The organism is Desulfurococcus amylolyticus Z-533, from assembly GCF_000513855.1.
GTDB classification, from domain to species: Archaea; Thermoproteota; Thermoprotei_A; order Sulfolobales; family Desulfurococcaceae; genus Desulfurococcus; species Desulfurococcus amylolyticus.
Genome location: NZ_KI911318.1, coordinates 39,941 through 58,988 on the forward strand (window position 1 = coordinate 39,941; position 19,048 = coordinate 58,988).

General features: G+C 44.3%; 22 protein-coding genes and 1 other RNA gene. 9 read left to right on the top strand and 14 right to left on the bottom strand.

Annotation, left to right across the window (positions count from 1 at the left end; translation table 11 throughout):
- Positions 1–218: 218 nt before the first annotated feature.
- The gene (locus SPHMEL_RS00210) at positions 219–839 is read right to left on the bottom strand and encodes a proteasome subunit beta (protein WP_012608955.1); all 621 of its coding nucleotides are present in this window, start codon (positions 837–839) and stop codon (positions 219–221) included.
- A 432-nt stretch (positions 840–1,271) separates the two neighbouring features.
- Here SPHMEL_RS00210 and SPHMEL_RS00215 point away from each other — a divergent pair, with 432 nt between their 5' ends.
- The gene (locus SPHMEL_RS00215) at positions 1,272–2,327 is read left to right on the top strand and encodes an NAD(P)-dependent glycerol-1-phosphate dehydrogenase (RefSeq protein ID WP_084322049.1); all 1,056 of its coding nucleotides are present in this window, start codon (positions 1,272–1,274) and stop codon (positions 2,325–2,327) included.
- A gap of 12 nt (positions 2,328–2,339) precedes the next feature.
- Here the strand turns inward: SPHMEL_RS00215 and SPHMEL_RS00220 are convergent, their stop codons facing one another.
- The 6 genes from SPHMEL_RS00220 to SPHMEL_RS00245 form a co-directional block, all read right to left on the bottom strand.
- A complete protein-coding gene (locus tag SPHMEL_RS00220) occupies positions 2,340–3,032 on the bottom strand; it encodes an FKBP-type peptidyl-prolyl cis-trans isomerase (protein ID WP_042666748.1) in 693 nt (230 codons plus the stop codon).
- A gap of 97 nt (positions 3,033–3,129) precedes the next feature.
- On the bottom strand, positions 3,130–3,609 hold the full coding sequence (locus SPHMEL_RS00225) for a DUF1947 domain-containing protein (RefSeq protein WP_042666749.1): 480 nt from the start codon (positions 3,607–3,609) through the stop codon (positions 3,130–3,132).
- Between the two features lie 83 nt (positions 3,610–3,692).
- Positions 3,693–4,919: a DNA primase DnaG gene (gene dnaG, locus SPHMEL_RS00230; RefSeq protein ID WP_042666750.1), complete on the bottom strand. Its 1,227-nt coding sequence runs from the start codon at positions 4,917–4,919 to the stop codon at positions 3,693–3,695.
- Positions 4,920–5,002: 83 nt separating this feature from the next.
- Positions 5,003–5,191, bottom strand: coding sequence for a 50S ribosomal protein L37e (locus SPHMEL_RS00235; RefSeq protein ID WP_012608960.1), 189 nt, complete (start codon positions 5,189–5,191; stop codon positions 5,003–5,005).
- A 20-nt stretch (positions 5,192–5,211) separates the two neighbouring features.
- Positions 5,212–5,439, bottom strand: a complete 228-nt coding sequence (locus SPHMEL_RS00240; protein WP_012608961.1) for an LSM domain-containing protein — start codon at positions 5,437–5,439, stop codon at positions 5,212–5,214.
- Between the two features lie 128 nt (positions 5,440–5,567).
- Positions 5,568–7,961: a DNA-directed DNA polymerase gene (locus SPHMEL_RS00245; protein WP_042666751.1), complete on the bottom strand. Its 2,394-nt coding sequence runs from the start codon at positions 7,959–7,961 to the stop codon at positions 5,568–5,570.
- A gap of 99 nt (positions 7,962–8,060) precedes the next feature.
- On the opposite strand from SPHMEL_RS00245, the gene SPHMEL_RS00250 reads away from it, so the two are divergent.
- Positions 8,061–9,131: an mRNA surveillance protein pelota gene (locus SPHMEL_RS00250; protein WP_042666752.1), complete on the top strand. Its 1,071-nt coding sequence runs from the start codon at positions 8,061–8,063 to the stop codon at positions 9,129–9,131.
- On the opposite strand, the gene SPHMEL_RS00255 is transcribed toward SPHMEL_RS00250, so the two are convergent.
- Positions 9,105–9,821 (bottom strand): nucleotidyltransferase domain-containing protein, encoded by a 717-nt coding sequence (locus tag SPHMEL_RS00255; protein WP_042666753.1) that lies wholly within the window; start codon positions 9,819–9,821, stop codon positions 9,105–9,107. The two genes, SPHMEL_RS00250 and SPHMEL_RS00255, sit on opposite strands and share 27 nt — an antisense overlap.
- A gap of 153 nt (positions 9,822–9,974) precedes the next feature.
- On the opposite strand from SPHMEL_RS00255, the gene SPHMEL_RS00260 reads away from it, so the two are divergent.
- Entirely contained in the window at positions 9,975–11,048 is a 1,074-nt protein-coding gene (locus tag SPHMEL_RS00260; protein WP_232216689.1) for a site-2 protease family protein, read from the top strand.
- A 51-nt stretch (positions 11,049–11,099) separates the two neighbouring features.
- Positions 11,100–11,383: signal recognition particle sRNA (gene ffs / locus SPHMEL_RS07090), an RNA gene on the top strand.
- A 61-nt stretch (positions 11,384–11,444) separates the two neighbouring features.
- Here ffs and SPHMEL_RS00265 read toward each other — a convergent pair.
- Positions 11,445–12,509 (bottom strand): threonine synthase, encoded by a 1,065-nt coding sequence (locus tag SPHMEL_RS00265; protein ID WP_042666755.1) that lies wholly within the window; start codon positions 12,507–12,509, stop codon positions 11,445–11,447.
- 176 nt (positions 12,510–12,685) lie between these two features.
- Between SPHMEL_RS00265 and SPHMEL_RS00270 the strand changes: the two genes are divergently transcribed.
- Positions 12,686–12,973, top strand: coding sequence for a 30S ribosomal protein S26e (locus SPHMEL_RS00270; RefSeq protein ID WP_012608969.1), 288 nt, complete (start codon positions 12,686–12,688; stop codon positions 12,971–12,973).
- A 73-nt stretch (positions 12,974–13,046) separates the two neighbouring features.
- Positions 13,047–13,169, top strand: coding sequence for a hypothetical protein (locus SPHMEL_RS07585; protein ID WP_269479108.1), 123 nt, complete (start codon positions 13,047–13,049; stop codon positions 13,167–13,169).
- 548 nt (positions 13,170–13,717) lie between these two features.
- Here the strand turns inward: SPHMEL_RS07585 and SPHMEL_RS00275 are convergent.
- Together SPHMEL_RS00275 and SPHMEL_RS00280 are read right to left on the bottom strand one after the other, a co-directional pair.
- On the bottom strand, positions 13,718–14,224 hold the full coding sequence (locus SPHMEL_RS00275; protein ID WP_232216690.1) for a type II toxin-antitoxin system VapC family toxin: 507 nt from the start codon (positions 14,222–14,224) through the stop codon (positions 13,718–13,720).
- Between the two features lie 3 nt (positions 14,225–14,227).
- Positions 14,228–14,488 carry a ribbon-helix-helix domain-containing protein gene (locus SPHMEL_RS00280; RefSeq protein ID WP_042666756.1) on the bottom strand — a complete coding sequence of 87 codons (261 nt, stop codon included), beginning with the start codon at positions 14,486–14,488 and terminating at the stop codon, positions 14,228–14,230.
- A gap of 351 nt (positions 14,489–14,839) precedes the next feature.
- Between SPHMEL_RS00280 and SPHMEL_RS00285 the strand changes: the two genes are divergently transcribed.
- Together SPHMEL_RS00285 and SPHMEL_RS00290 are read left to right on the top strand one after the other, a co-directional pair.
- Positions 14,840–15,163 carry a hypothetical protein gene (locus SPHMEL_RS00285; protein WP_042666757.1) on the top strand — a complete coding sequence of 108 codons (324 nt, stop codon included), beginning with the start codon at positions 14,840–14,842 and terminating at the stop codon, positions 15,161–15,163.
- A gap of 28 nt (positions 15,164–15,191) precedes the next feature.
- Entirely contained in the window at positions 15,192–15,671 is a 480-nt protein-coding gene (locus tag SPHMEL_RS00290) for a protein-lysine N-methyltransferase (protein ID WP_012608973.1), read from the top strand.
- Positions 15,672–15,902: 231 nt separating this feature from the next.
- Here SPHMEL_RS00290 and SPHMEL_RS00295 read toward each other — a convergent pair whose 3' ends face one another.
- Positions 15,903–16,700, bottom strand: coding sequence for a tRNA (adenine-N1)-methyltransferase (locus SPHMEL_RS00295; RefSeq protein ID WP_042666758.1), 798 nt, complete (start codon positions 16,698–16,700; stop codon positions 15,903–15,905).
- Positions 16,701–16,812: 112 nt separating this feature from the next.
- Between SPHMEL_RS00295 and SPHMEL_RS00300 the strand changes: the two genes are divergently transcribed.
- Entirely contained in the window at positions 16,813–17,271 is a 459-nt protein-coding gene (locus tag SPHMEL_RS00300; protein WP_042666759.1) for an ASCH domain-containing protein, read from the top strand.
- A gap of 29 nt (positions 17,272–17,300) precedes the next feature.
- Here the strand turns inward: SPHMEL_RS00300 and SPHMEL_RS00305 are convergent, their stop codons facing one another.
- Together SPHMEL_RS00305 and SPHMEL_RS00310 are read right to left on the bottom strand one after the other, a co-directional pair.
- Positions 17,301–17,480: a ribbon-helix-helix domain-containing protein gene (locus tag SPHMEL_RS00305; RefSeq protein ID WP_042666760.1), complete on the bottom strand. Its 180-nt coding sequence runs from the start codon at positions 17,478–17,480 to the stop codon at positions 17,301–17,303.
- Between the two features lie 65 nt (positions 17,481–17,545).
- Positions 17,546–18,949 (bottom strand): glycosyltransferase family 39 protein, encoded by a 1,404-nt coding sequence (locus tag SPHMEL_RS00310; protein ID WP_042666761.1) that lies wholly within the window; start codon positions 18,947–18,949, stop codon positions 17,546–17,548.
- Positions 18,950–19,048 lie beyond the last annotated feature (99 nt).

Genomic DNA, 19,048 nt, shown 5'->3' on the forward strand with positions numbered 1-19,048 from the left:
CTGAGGAGTAAACACTATCGTAGCGCTGATTAATGAAACATATATGAGGGTTTTTAACTTTAACGCGGTCTATACAGCATCTAACCGTTTGCCCCTAGAGGATATTTCACGTGTTTTATGTTCGTTTAGGGCCTCCACCTTAATGCCCTGCCCCTTAGAGCGGGGATGAAGTGTTTATAAATCTTGGTTAATGCTAGGGTTTCGGTTGTAAAAACCCTTTAAGACGACTCGATGGTTTTCTTTAATGGTATTGTTTCCTCAGAGTAGATGCCGGGCCCTATTACAACTATATCTACTCCTTCCCCGCTGAATCCATCCCTCATTATAGCTGATGAAACAGCGTTGAAGGCGAGTTTCTTAGCCTCCTCGAGGCTTAAATCACTTCTATAATTTTTCTCTAGGATCCCGAATGCCACTGGGGAACCGCTCCCAGTAGCCATATACTTCTCCCTTGTTACACTTCCGTATAAATCCATGTAGTATAGGCTTGCACCAGTGCTATCTCTGCCTCCTAGTAGTAGTTGGACTATGAATGGGCTGTATCTTAGGTAAACCGATAGTATTAATGATATCCTTGAGGCTAACGCCTTAATTGGTATGGGACCCCCCATCTCGATCTCGTATTCCCTAGCGATATACCTGGCGTTCTCAACAATATACTGTGCATCAGCCACTAGTCCCGATATAGTTAGCGCAGCATAATCTGTTATCTTGGAAATCTTTTTAACAGCCTTATGGTAAACCATTGGTCCAGCCGTGGCTCTTTTATCCGCTGCGAGAACAACATAGTCTCCAGTAACAAGTCCTACAGTGGTGGTCTTCGAAACAGCCTCTCGCAACAACTCACACCTCCTACTAGGATAGGATACAAGGGGTTTAGGTCTTATATAGGTTTATTTAAATTGGTTTCATCACTTCATCCTTGTTCCCCCTGTATCCTGCTTGGGCTTGCATATGGCTTAGGGGCGTTCACAGGTACCCTACATCTTGAATTAAGGAATTTAAGGAAGAGATTCATGCATGCTACCCTATCCCTGTCTCCGGTGAACCCGTGCTCCGGGTACTTGAGGATCCTGTAGCCTTCTCGAATCAGCCTCGCCCCCTTATCCCGAGTGTTTCGGGAAGAAGAAATACCTACACGGCAAAAAGTATACAATAATATAATAACAACAGAAGACTAACACCAACACATATAAATTGCTATAAAATTAGGAAATAATTTGGCGAGGCTTATTTGGTATTATAAAGATGTTAAAGACTGGTGTGTGGTCTTGGAGAGTATTCACAGGATAATCCTGCCGAGCAAGGTAATTATTGGCCCAGGCGCCATCAAGAGTATCGTGGAAATCGTTAACGAGGTAGCTGGGAGATCGAAGAATATAGGGGTAGTAACCGGTGAAAACACCTATAGGATCGGTGGTAGGATAGTCGAGGAGTACCTCGGTGGACATAGTAAAGTAGAGACCTGGATAGCTGGAGACGCCTCGATCTCAACAGCCGAGAAGATATCGCTGAAGGCTAGGGAGAACAACATAGGCTTAGTCATAGGTGTTGGGGGAGGACGTGTTATAGATGTAGCGAAATACATTGCGTTTAAAAACAATATAGACGTTGTGAGCGTGCCATTAGCACCCAGCCACGATGGCATAGCAAGCCCCTTTGCAAGCCTTAAAGGGACTTCAAGGCCCACGAGCATATATACTAGAACCCCCTTCGCCATCATAGCGGATACAGACCTAATATCCACAGCACCCAGACGCCTGATTTTATCAGGTGTGGGCGATCTACTCGGTAAGCTCGTAGCCGTTAAAGACTGGCGTCTAGCCCATAAGTTAAAGGGGGAATACTATGGTGAATATGCTGCCCAGTTAGCATTGTTAAGCGCTAAACACGTCTTGAAATACCACGAGCTGATAGGATCTGGGTCTAGGGAAGGGTTGAGAATCCTTGTTGAAGCATTAATTAGCAGCGGTGTAGCCATGTGTATAGCCGGGTCAAGCAGGCCTGCGAGCGGTAGCGAGCACCTCTTTAGCCATGCATTAGACTTGGTGGCTCCGGGTAGGGCGCTACACGGTGAGCAAGTCGCCTTGGGGACAATAATAATGCTGTATATTTACGGTGATAGCAGATGGAGGCTCGTCAGGGATGTAATGCAGAGAATAGGGTTGCCGACGACTGCAAGGGATCTAGGCTTCAGCCCAGAGGAAGTAGTGAAGGCTTTAACGATAGCACACACCATTAGGCCTGAAAGATACACTATACTTGGCGAGACAGGGTTAACACAGGAGGCTGCTTACAGGATCTTAAGGGAGACAGGTATTATTTGATTTCAAAAACTTTTAGCTCCTGCTTACTACTTCCTGGAAGACTATGGATGAGACTGTATCCTTGAATAACTCCATGATGTCTGCTGCTAGAGCTATCTTAGAGTAACTTATATCCTTCTTTGACAGGTATTTACCAGGTATCGTTACAAATAGTTTTTTCTCTGCCTCGCTGAGGCTTACCTCTATTTCCTCACCAGGTATCTTCAGGTATCTAGATGATAATGCCTTAATCTTCTCAATGGTGTTCTCGAGCTTCTTGACTATTTTAACCTTATACACGAGTGTCTTACCGGCGAGCGGGTGGTTGAAGTCGATTGTGACTCTTCCACCGCTGATACTCTTAACCACCCCGCGGGCACCACCGATCTCGACGACGTCGCCCACGTTAATGCTGTACCCTCTCTTCTGGAATTCTCTTAGACTAAATGTCTTGATTTTATCAGGGGATCTCTCACCAAATGCTTTTTCAGGAGGTAGCTCAACCTCTACCTCGCTTCCCACATCATGTTTTAATAGTTCTTCTTCAACATTCTCGTTGAGCCAGCCTCTACCAATGATTAATAATGTGGGGCCATAGACCCTATCAGCTTCGTAGATGTTTTCCTTCTTGGCTAGCTCGGCGTCCGTGGTGTCAAGCAATGTGTTTGTATCCTTTACCCGTACATTATATTCCACCAATACGAAGTCGCCCTTGCTTAAAGCCATATAGCTCACCATGAGCATTCGTGTTGTATATAGTGTTTCAACCGGGATACATTAAAAGACTTAAGTCTTATTTTAAATTTAACCTTTCCATCAATACCTATATTGCTTTATAGTATTCATCGTTGAGGTGGTGCAGGATTTTAACTGCCTTCCCCTTCTTAACACTACCGTTCTTAATGACCTCCGAGTCTATTAGCGCTGATCCAATAGCGATAGACCTCCTGGTCTCTTCATCTATGATGACGACTATATCGCCGACTTTGAAGTCGCCTATAATACTCCTTATACCAGGCACCATTAAGTCGGCTCCTCTTAGAAGCGCTTGTACAGCGCCTTTATCAACTATGATGCTTGGCAGCGTGATTGAGTGTTGAGGGTTTTTAAGGAGGTATCTTAGACAGGGTATCCATTGATCACCGTGTTTGAGAAGAGCGGGTGTCTTATTTACAAGTATAAATATATTGCCCCCGTCCTCATAGTACTCGAATAGATCCTCCTCTGAAACCGACAACCCATACCTCTGGAACTCCTTGATGAATTGCTTCTTATCCTTCTTGGAGAGCGGGTAGCGTTTCATGGTTTAACACCTAGTTTAGCCATAGGTTGTATTTATTGGTTGAAAAGTAGGTGTAAACCAGAACCAAGCCACTATAACGGGTCTCAGGCGAGCTCGTTAAAAGTTAGAATAGTTAGCTCGGGTGTTTTAAACGTTATTTTCCCCAGCCTGGCTCCAATCAGTATTTTAACCCGTTTCTCCACTACGGCATCAATCAGTCTCTGAGTTATAATACCATCAAATACAATGGCGTGTATTTTCTCAGGCTCGGAAGCCTGAATCTCTGAGACGAGATCTCTCACGGGTATCCTTTTTACTTGGTCCCACTGGCTAGAGTAAAATATGGCTTCGAGCGTTCCATATAGGCTCTTGATATCCTCAATTAATTTAACAGGGAGAGACAGTGTCTCGGTGATTTCCTTTGTAACCTTCTCAGGAGGTTTAACCACCTCTTCAGGTAGCTTATGAAGCCTCCTCTGTATTTGTATGAGCAACTGAGCCTCCTTGTTGCCTTGTTTAACCTGCTCTTCTAGGTACTGGAAGATCTCTATTTTCTTCTTTAGTGCCTCCTCTATTTCACGACTACTTAACTCCTCTACCTCGCGACCAGGTGGCGCACGCGCTATATAGTCTATCTTCGCGTTCCTCAGTACTTCCTTCATTATTAAGTCTCCACCATGATCCCCATCCACGAATAGCGTTGTCTTCTTCAGCTCAGCAAGCTTTTTAATAGTATCCGGTACTCTCCTAGCGCCTCCTAGAGCTATTATGTTGGTGTACCCATAGCGCAACAGGTTTATAACGTCTGCCCTCCCCTCCACGATTATTATTTCCTCAGCTTTATCGACATCAGGTCCTGCCGGAAGTTCCTCAGGCCCATATGAGACGGGCTCGGGGACCTTCAGGTATTCCTGGATTGACTTAATGAGCTCTTTTACATCCGGGGTCTTCTCCTTACCCCATCTTCTAAGTATTTCTACTGTCCTCTCCATTATCTTCTTTATCTTCTCCATCCTTAAGTCTACTATGTCTACTATTGATATAGATGCGTCGTAGGGGCCTACTTTATCAACGGTCTCAATTAATGCGGCAAGTAATGCTGTCTCCACACGATCGAGGTTACTTGGGATCAGGATCTCGCCGGTGGTCTTACTGCCCTGGGTCTTAGTATTAACCTGTATTCTACCTATACGCCCCTTATCCTGTAACACCCTTAGATCGAACTCGTTTCCAAATAATCCTTCAGTCTGCCCAAAGATGGCGCCAATTATATCGTGCTTCTCGACTACGCCATCGATTTCTATCCTAGCCCTTATAAGATACTTGGCCATTTACTATACACCATCAAAATAGATTTTGTTGTAAGGGACTAATATTACATGGTGTTTATTTGAAATAATTATCGGAAACCCTATTATACTATTCTTATCCTGTTAACCTTCTTATTGGCCCAGTTGTAGTGTCTAATCCTCTTACTCCTGCCGAAGCCGCATGCAGCACAGTATCCCTTAGCGACATTGAAACTATGACGCCCGCACCTACGGCATCGTATATGTGTTTTACTCCTCCCGTGTTTACCCATACTGGTTGTGCCTTTAACCATTTAGCTCACCCGTGTCACCTTTACTCTCCGAGGGGTGAGATCAATACAACGGTGTCTCCCCTGATGACGATCGTGCCTAGTTTTCTCGTGGAGCCATTGCTCAGTATTTCCTCAGCATCATCCAGCACTATGTTTAAATGCTGGTCAAAGCTTCTAAGCTTTCCTCTAAGCGGGATATTATCCTTGGTTTTTATCAAGACATGTTTCCCAAGGTTTTCTTCGAGTATTTTATGCGCTGTCTCGCTCATACGATCCCACCTAATAAATCATCATTGCATACTAATTATTACTGGATCTACTTAATGACCTAATCAAGCATAACCTTATAAATCTACACTTACAACTGGAAGCCCTCGCCCTCAAGGGCTGGAAGAGGTTATGTCTTCTTGGTGTAGTCGAACAGGCTTTTCCTGCCAGCTGTGCTGGCTACTTTTTTCAATTGTGTATCGGTTACTCCAAAATACTCTAGGATCCTTAGTGCGGCAGGTATTATTTGGTGATCAATATAATATATAGTGTCCACTAGCTTGGGGTCCTTCACGAACATATAGGGTTCGGCTCTATCGGATATCTTGCCGGAGCCCTTTACAACAATATATCCTATTTTATCACCAACCTCTATCTTCATACCCATCCTCTTCATTTTTCTAGCCGCATTCACATGGGGGGCTTCCGCCTCGTATTCCTCAACGCTTTTCGTAAGGGTCTTCCATATAATTAGTTTTTCAAGGGGTATTCTACCCTGGTTCAACTCCGCTATGATGTTTCTCACGTATTCTATTGCCTTCTCGATGTTTTTCTCGCTTAATAGGATCTCGGTTACCTTCTCCTGTACCTCCTTAGCTATCTCAGCCCAGTCTCCTCTCACAGCCTCGAATCCAACTATGTCTACTCGTCCGTCTTCAAGTAGCCCGGCATACCGTTTCTTCGCCTCTGTGAAGAAGACCCTCTTATACACCTTGTCTATTTTTATCTCGAAGCCCAGCTCGCGTTCAACGTACTCTGAGAGCCTGGTTATTTTATCAGGTATGTTTTCAACAAAGAGGGAGTCGGTGTCGCCATATATTACTTTAAGCCCTATTACCCTAGCGTAATCTATGACACTTAATATTGTTCTACGGCCCCATGCTGTAACAGCTTCCGCGCACTCCTTGCAATACCATCTAGCTGCTACCCACCCCATGTACCCGTATGTCGCGTTAGCTAATACCTTGATCGCCTTCTGTCTCTCATCAAGCAATCTATACTCCGGTGAATCCGTCTTATACTTCTTCATCTCCCCCCTTATCTGTTTCCTCAGTGAGAGCAGTATCTGAAGTACGCCTTTGAAGAATCCAGGTGGCTCCCTCAGGAAGCAATGCTTAACCTCGGGTGCTACATAGTGTTCACTCTCACGGCATACACCCTCCCTTATGATGGTGTCTGGCCCAATATTGTACTTTATCATAATGTTAGGGTACATGCTTGTGAAATCCAGTACAGCAATGTTCTCGTGTATACCAGGTAATGGCTGCAGCACCACCGCCCCCTTGTAGGGCTCGACCTCTTTCTCAATTCTATTCGGGATCAATTCATCCCTGCGGAAGGCCTCCCTCATTAAAAACCATTCAAGCCTATTCCCCACGCTGGCCGCTCCAACTTGATCCAGGGGAAGCCCTGTTATACTCGACAACTGCATTGCAAAAGGCAGGAACTTCTCTGCCAGACCCATTGTTGACTCTACATCATCTAAATTATATCGCAACAACAAGGGTTTTCTTGCCGGATCTCTCCAGTACCTTGGGAACTCTATGTAGTCGATGAGTACTCTCTCACTTCTCTTCATTACACCTAGATAGTCAGCCACGATGTCCAGGCTCTTTAACTTCACCTCTGGTATTTCTTCAGCGAAGTTCAAGAGATCCACATGGATTCTTCCAGGTATTGATATGTGTCCATAAGTGCTTTGAGAGGGCTGTCCATCCCGTCTACGGCCTACATCAAGCTTTAAGTTGTTTACTCGTGCACGCTCCATTAGGTAGGGCCAGTCGAACCTGCTACTGTTATACCCCACTATTATATCGGGGTCGTACCTGAGGATATAGTCTGTGAATTCCGTGATGACATCTTTATCGCTTAATTCTTCAGCTATAAACTGCTTGACCTCGCCGCTGCTTGTTTTCCCCCCTATTATTATAACGGGGTCTCTCTCCGGATGGGGTGTACCGGTTTCACTGTATACCTCTATATCGAACGCCATTACCCGTAGATCCTTAGGCGGCCTAGTATCCCCTATGGGTTTAATGGAGCTTACGACCTCGTAGAAGCGTGTGGCCCTGTATTTAGCTGGAACAGGGGCCTCCATCACTTCTGCAATATGCCATCCACATGGCTCTAACCCGTGGTCTAGGAGATACCTCATGCTGAACCTTATATCAGCCTCTAGTACATCTACTACCTCACTAATCTCCCTTATCCTCTCCCTATACTTTCTAACATACTCTGGGATCACGGTTGTGATCCTTAATGCTTTAACTGGTTTCCCGAAGTACTTCTTCTCAGTCGGCTTCACCTCGATTATAGGCGACTCAGCCTCGCTGAAGGCTCTTATCTTCCTGGCTACGGTTTCAGCATCTATCCTCTCATTTATAATGGCGTAAAAATATGGACGAAACCTCCTGTCTCTAAGTACTACTCGTTCACCATTACGTGTGATACCCCATAGGATTACATGGGGTTCCTTGCCAACAACCTCATAAGTTACGTCTAAAAGGTAAAATTCGATCTCCATTGTTTTTTCACGCTTCAATAATATGATATCTTAATACGCTCATAAAGCTATTACTATAGAGAAAGCATGCAGATGCTGTGTCAGCTGAAGGTGTAGTTGATGAGGGTACTGGAGGAGGACTTGAGAAATGGATACATAAGGATCCTAGTGGAGGACATCGATGACTTATGGATATTATTCATGGTTCTTAGAAAGGGGGATATAGTCTACGCTAGAACGAGCAGGGAGGTTAAGCCGGGTGAGGGTGGCAGTAGTAGAAGGATACCGATGGTTCTCGGGCTACGCGTCGAGGCAATTGAATTCCAGGAGTTCACGGAGAAGCTGAGGATCAGAGGTATTGTTGTGGAGGGGCCAGAGGAATTCGGGGTAAAGGGTCACTATCACACGATCGCTATTGGTGTGGGAGACCAGTTAGCCATAGTGAGAGAAACCTGGAGTAAGCATAGTCTAGACCTCTTGAAGAAGGGGGTTAGAAGGAGGAGAATACTATTAGTGTCAATAGACTATGATAGCGCATGTATAGCCGTTTTAACCGAGCAAGGAGTGAAACACCATAGTGAGATACAGTCAGATCTCCCGGGAAAAATGTATAGGGTTGAACACGAGGAAATATTGGACGAATACCTAAGTAAGGTAGCCTCAGCATTAAATAATGTTATACAGCAGGAGGAAATAGATGCAGTGATAATTGCTGGACCAGGCGACTTGAAGAACAAGCTCGGTGAAAACATAAGGAGAGACAACAGGAAACATGTATACCTGGATACAACCTCTACAGGGGGATGCCAGGGGATTTCAGAGCTACTTGGCAGGGATGTGGTTAAACAGGTTGTCGGGGATTTAAGTATTGTTAAGGCTAAAGAAGTAGTTGAGGAGTTTAAGAGGCTCATTATAAAGGATCCTCAGCTCGTAGCATACGGCGTGGATGATGTATACGAGGCGGTAGTGTACGCAGCTGTCTCAAGAATTGTTGTAGCCGGTGACCTACTTCACGAGCCCGATGATGAAAGGCGCGCCCGCGTATACGAGATCCTTGAGAAAGCATATGAAACCGGTGCAGAGGTGGTAATAGTCCCCGGGAAAAGCGATGTAGGCCTCGAGGTCCAAGGGTTCGGCGGGGTAATAGCAGTGCTCAGGTATAGGTTATTTCGTGGAGAGCATTCTCCTTAACACACCATTCTCTCGCGATAGCTCTCTCAACGCGTCCTCGAATGTTTCATCGGATGCCAGGTAATACTTGATGAAGACGCCTGTTCTCCCTATACTGCTTCTCCTGGTTAAGACTCTCTCTCTTTCCAGCACGGTCTCTATGCTTATATCGAGCCTCCTTGCAACGTATTCCTCAAAGCCTTTCACAGGTAGTTCATAATGTCCTTTAATAGTGGGATCTATGAATATAAGTGACTTGTTAACGCCGGGGACTCTCTTACCCTCTAATATTCCGTTGTAGCCTAGTACACCTCCAAATCTATAGAACTCGTATTCCCTCGGCTTGAGCTTCAATAGGGGAAAGCTCACGCTTATTCTTTCCTCTTGGTCAAGGATTATGTATGCCTTAGGCGTGTTTGATGGGGTAGCCATTATTATTACGCGTTCATAGGGTTTAACACCATGTTTCTCTAGTATTGTCTCAATAATATAGCTGGGTATGGTGTCCGGGATAAATACATCTATATCGCTTCCTCTCCATACATCACCCCTGGCTATACTACCATGAACGTAAGCGTTTAACCCGTTGTCCACGAATATCTTTAGTAATTCTACTGCTTTCTCCCTGAGCTTCTTAAGTAGTTCCCAGTGGTCTGGAGTATATATTACTTCTCTAAATTCGGGTGTTGTCTGTGGTTGAATCCTCTTCAAAGGCTGGCACCGTTCAATACCCTTAATGCCTTCTATACTGTTTGATCTCCTTATTCTCGTTTTATATATTGGCGACTGACTCAATTTATCATATATGAGTGATTCAAGGTATTAAATAGGGTGGAGGGTATTATACTTTGAAGAATATATCTGGTGAAACGCTTGGATATACTATACATCTTTATTGCTTCACTGCTAGCGTTTTGGATTGTCGTGAACTTGTTTTATAGGTACTTCCTTGCGGGTAAGTATAGTAGTATTGAGATACATGGGTATGTAGTGTTAGTGATCAAGAGAAAGACAGAGGGGAGGGCTTCTCCCTCTGGGGAGGCTAGGTTTCTGCATAATATAGTTCTAACAATACTCTACTTCATCTCCCTGACTCTATTCTTCTATATGGTGGGTATCTCCATACTCAATAGGCTCTATATAGGTAGTACAGGGGTTGTAGTACTCGTACCCGGGGTAAACGTTGTTGGCATGGATGCATTACTATTCATTATTGCTGCAAGCATTAGTGCATCACTACATGAACTCTTCCATGCGCGGTTGGCTATAAGGAACGGTATACCAGTTAAATCCTTCGGCATCATGCTCGCCCTCATCATACCACTCGCATACGTGGAGGTTGAGGAAGAGGAGTTCCGGAGAACTAGGATTTTAAAGCGTCTCGGAGTTCTTTCAGCTGGTGTCGCGGTAAACCTTATCCTAGCAACAGTATCCCTTGTACTATTAACACTAGCAACGTCTCCAATAGGTATGTTAGTGACCGATGTGGAACCAGGGAGCCCAGCATACAGATATGGTATACATGCATACGATGTGATTACGAGTATAAATGGGAGTCTGGTTAAAAGTATAAACGATATACCTGTTGTCAAGATGATCGCAAAGCCGACATCGCTTAATTTAACTGTTTGGAGAAGGGATACAGGTTACGTGAATTTAGTCATCCCTATTGGAGTGAATGATGAGAGGATAGGGATATACTTGTCTAGCTCGCCTAGAATAGAGCTCCTCGAGTACTTAGGCGGGTTACCCGCGTTCCTACTCTACAAGTTCTTACTATGGATGTACACGATTAACTTAAGCCTCTCAATACTTAATGCCGCACCATTATTCATAACCGATGGTGGTAGAATAATCAACGAGCTCGCTGGAAACAAGTATGGAAACATAATAAACATCATCGGCGTAATAATACTGCTCTTAATACTGCTCCCATAGAACCATGAAAACATGATTAATAATCTCTGATGCAATAATATTATTATGCCGTGGACGTAGGGAGGGCCCGGCTCTAGCCGGGTCAGATAACCATGGATCAACCAGGACAACAGGCCATCCCCCACGTCAGGTAATGACCCCCGCCCCATGGGGCTGGTGGAGGTGGAGCCCCCTCTGGAGGGAGGGGGTGAACCACCTTAGCCAGGGGAACCCGGCCAGGCCCGGAAGGGAGCAACCTAACCCTGGACACCAGCGTTCATGGGTTTAACCGGGGTTGAACCGGCGTGGATAAGGCTCTGGCCTGTTGTCCTGGTTGATCCATGGGGCTACGTCCACGGCTTCTTGTTAAGTATTATAACTTCTATATTTAACAGTTTTCTCCAATTAACTAGATAACTAGATATCTGGTATGTTTTTCAGCCCTGAGCCTGTTAATACTAGTAGTACTTTCTTGCCTGAAAGCTGGTTCTTAATCTTTTCTAGTGCAGCATAAATGGATGCAGAGGTTGGTTCTACAAGGAATCCAAGCTCCCATAGTTCCCTCCATGCCCTCAGTATTTCGGTATTGCCGACTAGGATGACGTCTCCCTGGTATTTATGCAACGCATTAACTATTTCATTCAGTCTAGGCGGGTTTGGAACCATTATTCCATCCGCGAGACTCGAGTCCTCTCCTGGCTGAGTGACTCCTTTAAATGCTTTATAAACTGGTTGTGTGCTATAGCCTTGAACACCTATGAATCTAGGCATCTTGGTTATCCAGCCTGCTTCAAGGGCCTTCTCGAATCCTTTTACTAATCCAAGGAATAAGCCGCCTGATCCTATTGGCGATATAACGTAGTCGGGTACATCCTCTTCGAGAACCTCCCAGGCTATTGTGGACGCCCCCATTATATAGAAGTAGCTCCAAGTATGTGCCACGTAGTATGCTCCCGTAAGTGCCTCCTTTAAAACCATTTCAGCTGCATCGCCTCGCGTAGGGGCCTCAATTATTTCCGCATCGAGCGCCTTGATGACCTTCTTTTTACCTGGTGGGGCTGTTTTAGGCATGTATATTCTTGTCTTTAAATCGTAGAGTCTTGAGTAGAGGGCTACCGAGATACCTGTGTTACCGCTGGTATCCTCGATAACATTCTTGAAGCCTAATTTATAGGCATAGTATATGGCTAGTGCTGAACCCCGGTCCTTGAAGCTACCGCCTGGATTAAGGTATTCAAGCTTGAAGAGAAGTGTCATTCCATCGATTTTCTCCTCAACTAGTGGTGTGTTACCCTCCCTCCTTGTCTTCTCTGGTTTCAAAGGTATTGTACCGCCATATTTCTCCCAGATATTCTTCGAGCTGGTTTTCTCAAGCTTACCATCGTAAACAAGATCTAGGGGTCCACCACAACGAGGACATCTCCAATGGTATTCACTAAACGCGTCAGCCTCGAAACCACAATGGTTACACTTCCACTTCATGAAAGATCTCCAGGGTAATTTATTTTGCCTCTATCAATAACTAACTTTAGAAACCTAATAAAATTCTTTAGGATTTAGAACCCACAACAGTTCCCCAAAGGTTTTTATAATGGGATTCAAGATTTATTAATGGCTTATTGGGATACGTTCACACAGTTAACTAGTGGTGATTAAATATGCCGAAAAAGAGGGAGAGTAGAGGTAGGAGGAAAGGAGATAAGGGTAAAGTAGGATATGTACAATGTGATCAGTGTGGGAGGAGGGTTCCGGAGGATAAGGCTATATGTGTTACAAGAATGTATAGCCCCGTACCTCCCCAGCTAGCCGAGGAGCTTGAGAAGAAAGGGGCAATAATACAGAAATACCCGGTGAGGAAATGTTATTGTATATCATGTGCAGTGCACTTAGGCATAGTGAAAGTACGTCCCGAGGAAGAAAGAAAGGAGAAACCTGCATTCACCTAAAGGTGTTAATAACTATCGGCTCCATGTGCTGAAAATATTCTTTCAGCGCAATTTCACCTGAGAGCTGTTGTTTATGGTTTTTATTGATGTCCTCGGGTTCATCATGGTGCGGCTTAGAGTCGCCTACAGCGGTTCATCAACTATCGGAGACTCTGGGTCCACAAGCCAGATTTGTAGTCTTCTAGAGTTAAGCTAGTATATAACTTAAAGAGTCTCTGATAAAAAACACCCGAATTCTGAGGCGACGACTGCTTCTCTAACCTTATAGAGTTCATCTCTGAGCGTGCCACAGGTTGTAGTTAATTTCATGGAAATACTCTAGGGGCAGAAACGTTTATTAAGGTCATTGAGGAAATTTTATAGACAGTTGGGATCGAATGTTGGAGAGGTTGTTGAAGCCTGCGGGGCGATGGGAGCACTGCTCCAAGCCCCGCAGGGCTCTTCGTAGATGGGAGCCCCGTGCCGTTGGGCTCGACAGCCGCCCATGAACCCACGGTGATAGCACGTGACCTGTGGGCGAGGCGGAAGTCCCTAGATGAGACCACGAATTCATATAAAATGAGTGGAGTGAACATCTAGGGACAAACGGTTGTCTCTCCCGTCAATACCTCTACGTCGGAAACCAGGTGTTGCTACTGAGCACAGTTTTCGTTATTCGATGAAACAACCTACCGATTATAGTTACAGATGTAACCCGGAATAGATGCGGGAAACCGATGAATCATTCAAGGGATCTTCACTACTTCAGGACGGGGAGGAGGACAATAGTTTAATCGTTATTCCAAGAGCTTTCCTAATGTCTTCTTCGCTGTTTTTAAAGTCCGCATCAGCTGTTAGTAGAGCGTGTATCTGTGCACCTTGTTCTTTCATGGCCTTAATGTAAGCCAGGTGAAGTAGATCAAGTGTTTTAAGCCTCAATTTCCCTGTTAATTCTATCCCATACGCCAAGGGCTTATAGAATCGACCAATTGGGCTTCTCGAAGACCCTTTCACATTGATATACCTAAAGTTAAACCTTTTCATAATATACAGGATAATGGCTATGAGTGTTACACGCTCACTTATTTCTAGCTTATCTTTTACAGTGGTAAGTAGGTTATGTTGTCTAGCAAGTATGCTTGCAAGTTCAGTTACCACTAGCTCAGACACTACTTTATCTTCATGGGCTTCTAGAGTTTTTCTTGCCTCATCTCTTCTAGGATCCATTGGGTCAAGAGCAGCAACAATCACACTTGTGTCAACGTAGATCAAGGCTTAAAACCTCTCCCGTTCAGCTAGTAACTGTTTCAGAGAACCTTCGAGTTTAATCGGTATATCCCCCTCATCTTCCTCTAGCTCGAAAAGCTTGTCTACAGCCTCAATGATTACTTTAACTCTTCCAACACGCTTAACGCCAATCCTAATCAAGTCCCTTAAAGCCTCGCTTCTTGAATTATAAACACCTAGATTCACGAGCTCATCAATAAGTCTCAACGTTTCATCATCGAGTCTAACAGGAACAACCCTACTACCCATAATATATCCCTAAGTATACATATACGTATACGTATTATAAAGCTTTCATTGATGCTAAGGCTATTCCATATTCGAGGAAAGATCATAACAGCCACAGATATCAAAAGCTCCTATGTTAAATACTAGTATATACTGGGCGATTCAAATGTACAAGTATTAACGTGATCTTAACGAATTCTAGGTGTGGAATATTCATTAGTATTGATAGGTGATATGTAGTATAGGTTTACTGCATTATTACAACTGAAAGCCTCGTCCTTTTAGGGCGGGGAGGAGGCCAGTTCCTTGATGTGGATAAATATTTAAACAAGTTGATTAATGAATGAGAACAATGTGAAGTAGGGGATGTATATGGTTAAAGTGAGAAAGGTAGTATTGGTGACCGCAGAACACCACCCATACCATAAATTATGGGCAAAGATAGCTGAGGCCCTGAGTAAGAAGATGGGTGTTGAGCTCGAGGTAAGGAAGGAGGATTACGTATATCTAGTAGAATATGGTGATAAAGATGACCTTGGCATGTCATGGTTACCGCAGATACTCGTGGAACTGGATGATGGAAGAGTACAATGGGTTCTCTCGCAGCTTCCATTAAACGAGAGATTACAACCAGACGAGGAGAAGGCATTAGAGGTCATGGTTAATAAGCTGAGAGAACTAGGAGTTGAATTATAGTAGGCTTGAAAGTTCATAGGGGTTTTCAATGTACTTTGTCCCATTCGTTCCTACGCCCTATCCTGTTGTTAGGGAAATGCTTAAGCTTGCCGGTGCAGGCAAGGATGATATATTATATGACTTGGGATGCGGTGATGGACGCATCCTCGTAGTAGCTGTGAAAGAGTTTAACGTGAAGAAGGCTGTCGGGATCGAGAGAGATAGTGAGAGGGTTAAAGAGGCTGTGAGAAGGATAAACGAGGAGGGGATAAGTGATAAAGCAATAGTTATACAGGGAGACTTCTTCGAAACCGATATCAGTGAGGCAACGATAGTAACGCTTTTCCTATTAACATCCGTCAACGAGGTGCTACGCCCCAAGTTCGATAAAGAGCTAAGAGATGGAACCAGGATCGTGAGCCACGAGTTCAGGATACCTGGCTGGAAGCATGAGAAAATGATTGAGGTAAGGGATGATAACGGCTTAACACATGTAGTGTACCTATATATTAAAGGTAGGCATCTGTAGGTATGTTGCTGTTTTCTGGGTTGTGGGTCTTTTAAGAGTTTTGTAGGATGCTTAATGCTCTCCTTGCTTTACCCGTTTAAATGTATAAGCGCTAGATTCTTTAAGTCTATTGGCGACCCCTTAGCTCCCCGAGACCCATGGCTGTCTACGGGGAGGGAGCCGGGGGAGGAACCATGATAAACCACCCCATGAAGACCCAGAAAACCTGGGGCGGGAAACGGTTTCCTAGTATTAGGTGCCTAAATTACACTTGATCCTCCTAGCGAAGATGATGTACCCTGTGTGACCCACCATCCTGGTGAAGGGCCTAACCGCATCCCTATCTACTTTATACTCTCTAAGTAATACTTCATAGGAATGTATATCGGTGAAACAACCGGATTCCTGTAGTTTCAACACTGTTTTTTCAACCTGGTTAATCGTTGGAACATAGACTAATAGCGTCCCGCTTGTCTTTATTAACCCTGCAACGGTGTTTACAGCGTTCCAGGGATCTGGTATATCCAGGAAGAATGAGTCGAGGGTCTCGCCTAGTGAGACCGGTTCCCTTATATCATGCTTAAGTAATCTAACCCTATTGATTAAGCCAACCCTCTCAAGCCTGGTCTTCGTGTTTTCGAGGCTTTTCTCAGAGATATCGAATCCATATAGCAACCCACCATCCCCAATAATACTAGCCAGCATTACTGTGAGTGCTCCAGAGCCAACTCCGGCTTCACCTATTTTAGAGCCGGGTTTGATTCCTGAGAGGTAGATCATTAAGCCGGCATCCTTCGGGTAAATCACTTGTGTTACACGTTGAACTAGTAGGGAATAGTCGAATGGAAGGGGTTTAAGAATCAGTACTTCTATTCCTCTCGAGGTTTTAACAATGGAGCCATATGGTTTCCCAATCAAATCACTGAGCCTTACAACCCCTTTATCTGTACCTAGGACTCCTTCTTTCCTAGCCTTAACAATAAACCTCCTTTTCTCATCAAACACTATTAATACATCGTCGTTTTCACTTATTATATCGCCTGCACTCATTACTGCTCAGTCCTGGCGTCATTCATCACTAATCAGAAATACCAACCTTCAGCATCGATCCTATAAAAGATTCATGTATCCTTATAAATCTAGGGAAGAGGTAAGCCGGAAAATGAATACGTTCATCTTCAGTATTAAGCCAGTGTACGCTTACAGGATATTCACGGGAGTTAAGAAGTTTGAGTTAAGGAGGTTTCTCGGCTTATATGTAGATGAAGGCGATAGAGTAATACTATATGTAACCGGGAGAGTGAAGGCCGTTATGGGCGAGTTCACTGCCGGTAGAGTTATAAAGGGACATCCCGAATACATTTGGAAAAAACTCAGGTCTCTAGGCGATATAGGGGTCTCCGGCGAGGACTACAGTTATATAAGTGGCTCGAAAAACGCTATGGCAATTGAGGTAGTGAATCCTCTAATGTATAGGCAACCAATAAAACTCGTTGTGCTGAGGAGGATCTTTCCTGACTTCAACCCACCTATGAGTATGAGAATTCTAGACCCCTTTGATCCAGTAGTTAAAATAGTTTTCGATAAGGCACGTGGACTCTCCATGAGTAATACAGGATAGTGTATAAGATAGACTCTACTTTTGAAAAACTATATCTCGGAGGCCTCCCTGATCCAGAGCTCCTTCTTTAGTAGATCCCTGATCGCTACCCTTATAACCTCGCTCCTACTACTATACCTACCTATTCTGACCAGCTCATCTATCCCTTCAACGTAGAGCTCAGGCATTTTCACCGTGATTAAACGCATCTTTGGCATAACACCCGACATATTAAACCCCGGTAATATTATGGGCTTCACAGAAAGCTTAAAAATCCTTGACCTAGTTAATGCCCCTAACTCAATAATAGCTTGACGATGTAGGAGAATAATTTACTGTATGAACTACCCACGTAGGTAATGTTATCCTTATTCAACACGTAGACAACCATGTATGCCAGGTACATGTATGTGAATGGAGCCAATTGTATGCTGTAGAAACTATACTGTGATCTCCCTCCCATAGCCCATACTATAAGGTAGCCTGTGAATACTCCTACCAGGTAAATCCAGAGGATGCCATACCTCTTGTCCTTGATGATTAACGGAGCCAGCAACACTAGTGATACTAGCACAGTGGACCAAAACGGGTAGAACCCAATAGCTACCACCGTTGGATCCACGTATACAGTAAACCCGTTTACACCTAGAAACCAGTCCCAAGGAGAAGAACTACCCGGACATGGCCCATTACACTTTATGCTTGTATGCCACTCTATAGAACCGAGCAGAGAGTATTTGACCCAGTTGCCTAGACCCATATACCTTATTAATGGTATGGATACGCATGTGAATGCCAGTAGGAATAGTGATGTGGCAGCGAGTATGAATACTATTGTAGTGTAAGCCAGGTTGGCGAAAGAGGGGTTTTTCCTGAGCTCCCTCCTAAGGTAAAGTATTAGTAGTGGTATCAACGTGAATAACCCGGTGAACTTGAATAATCCAGCGATAATGCCGGCTATAAGTGATTCATAGTACTTCCTGTCTACCGCGTAGTGGAATGAGAGTATGGAGAAGAAAGTTGTGAAACCATCTAGGAGTACTATGGAGAAAAGCGTCCTAGTCAATGGATCCACCATGAATAGCAATGAGGTAGCAAATGCAACAACGATATTACCAGTAAGCTTCCTCATAGATGAGTAAACCAGTATTACCGATAATGCTCCAAGCAGCACCACGGGTAGCCTCCAGTATAATGGCTGATCCCCCACTAGGTACATTACGGCCGCAGTGATATACTTGCCTAGCGGCGGGTGCTCTTGGTTGATGTAGTTGTTTATACCATTGTGATCAGGCATCATCCACCCGGGTATTACATCGCTTACACTAATATACTTCTTAATCTCATCGATGAAAAGGGTTAGATTACCCTTGTACCCCGAAGCATAGAATGCCTTTAAATCACTGTAGTCGCTCCGTATGGATACTCCGAGCTTTCCAGCTATCCTCATTATCAGTGAGTAATCTATCTGGCCATTATAGATTATCGTGTAGCCATAGTTATCCTCAGGCATCCTGGGTTCCAATCCGAAAACCTTGACGAGTATAGTGCGTGCGGAGCCTACATACCATACCTCATCAGATACATAGCCCTTACCCATCTTCACCGATTCAAGTTCTTCAAAGTGGTACGCGTTAAGAGCGAAAACCATGATAGCAATCACAGCGATAACAATTACCAGTATTCTCTCCCTAACCAATAAAACCCCCTTCAGCTAAATAGATTACCTACCCTATATTAATAACTGCTCTTGGCGGGCTTGCTAGTTTCTCCACATCTATTCTGGGTTTACATCTGT

Excerpts from the sequence above, each read along its gene's own strand:
- SPHMEL_RS00220 (WP_042666748.1), bottom strand. The coding sequence starts at position 3,032 with ATGGCTTTAAGCAAGGGCGACTTCGTATTGGTGGAATATAATGTACGG.
- SPHMEL_RS00225 (WP_042666749.1), bottom strand. The coding sequence starts at position 3,609 with ATGAAACGCTACCCGCTCTCCAAGAAGGATAAGAAGCAATTCATCAAG.
- dnaG (WP_042666750.1), bottom strand. The coding sequence starts at position 4,919 with ATGGCCAAGTATCTTATAAGGGCTAGGATAGAAATCGATGGCGTAGTC.
- SPHMEL_RS00235 (WP_012608960.1), bottom strand. The coding sequence starts at position 5,191 with ATGGTTAAAGGCACAACCAGTATGGGTAAACACGGGAGGAGTAAAACA.
- SPHMEL_RS00240 (WP_012608961.1), bottom strand. The coding sequence starts at position 5,439 with ATGAGCGAGACAGCGCATAAAATACTCGAAGAAAACCTTGGGAAACAT.
- SPHMEL_RS00245 (WP_042666751.1), bottom strand. The coding sequence starts at position 7,961 with ATGGAGATCGAATTTTACCTTTTAGACGTAACTTATGAGGTTGTTGGC.
- SPHMEL_RS00250 (WP_042666752.1), top strand. The coding sequence starts at position 8,061 with ATGAGGGTACTGGAGGAGGACTTGAGAAATGGATACATAAGGATCCTA.
- SPHMEL_RS00265 (WP_042666755.1), bottom strand. The coding sequence starts at position 12,509 with ATGAAGTGGAAGTGTAACCATTGTGGTTTCGAGGCTGACGCGTTTAGT.
- SPHMEL_RS00270 (WP_012608969.1), top strand. The coding sequence starts at position 12,686 with ATGCCGAAAAAGAGGGAGAGTAGAGGTAGGAGGAAAGGAGATAAGGGT.
- SPHMEL_RS07585 (WP_269479108.1), top strand. The coding sequence starts at position 13,047 with ATGGTTTTTATTGATGTCCTCGGGTTCATCATGGTGCGGCTTAGAGTC.
- SPHMEL_RS00280 (WP_042666756.1), bottom strand. The coding sequence starts at position 14,488 with ATGGGTAGTAGGGTTGTTCCTGTTAGACTCGATGATGAAACGTTGAGA.
- SPHMEL_RS00285 (WP_042666757.1), top strand. The coding sequence starts at position 14,840 with ATGGTTAAAGTGAGAAAGGTAGTATTGGTGACCGCAGAACACCACCCA.
- SPHMEL_RS00290 (WP_012608973.1), top strand. The coding sequence starts at position 15,192 with ATGTACTTTGTCCCATTCGTTCCTACGCCCTATCCTGTTGTTAGGGAA.
- SPHMEL_RS00295 (WP_042666758.1), bottom strand. The coding sequence starts at position 16,700 with ATGAGTGCAGGCGATATAATAAGTGAAAACGACGATGTATTAATAGTG.
- SPHMEL_RS00300 (WP_042666759.1), top strand. The coding sequence starts at position 16,813 with ATGAATACGTTCATCTTCAGTATTAAGCCAGTGTACGCTTACAGGATA.
- SPHMEL_RS00305 (WP_042666760.1), bottom strand. The coding sequence starts at position 17,480 with ATGTCGGGTGTTATGCCAAAGATGCGTTTAATCACGGTGAAAATGCCT.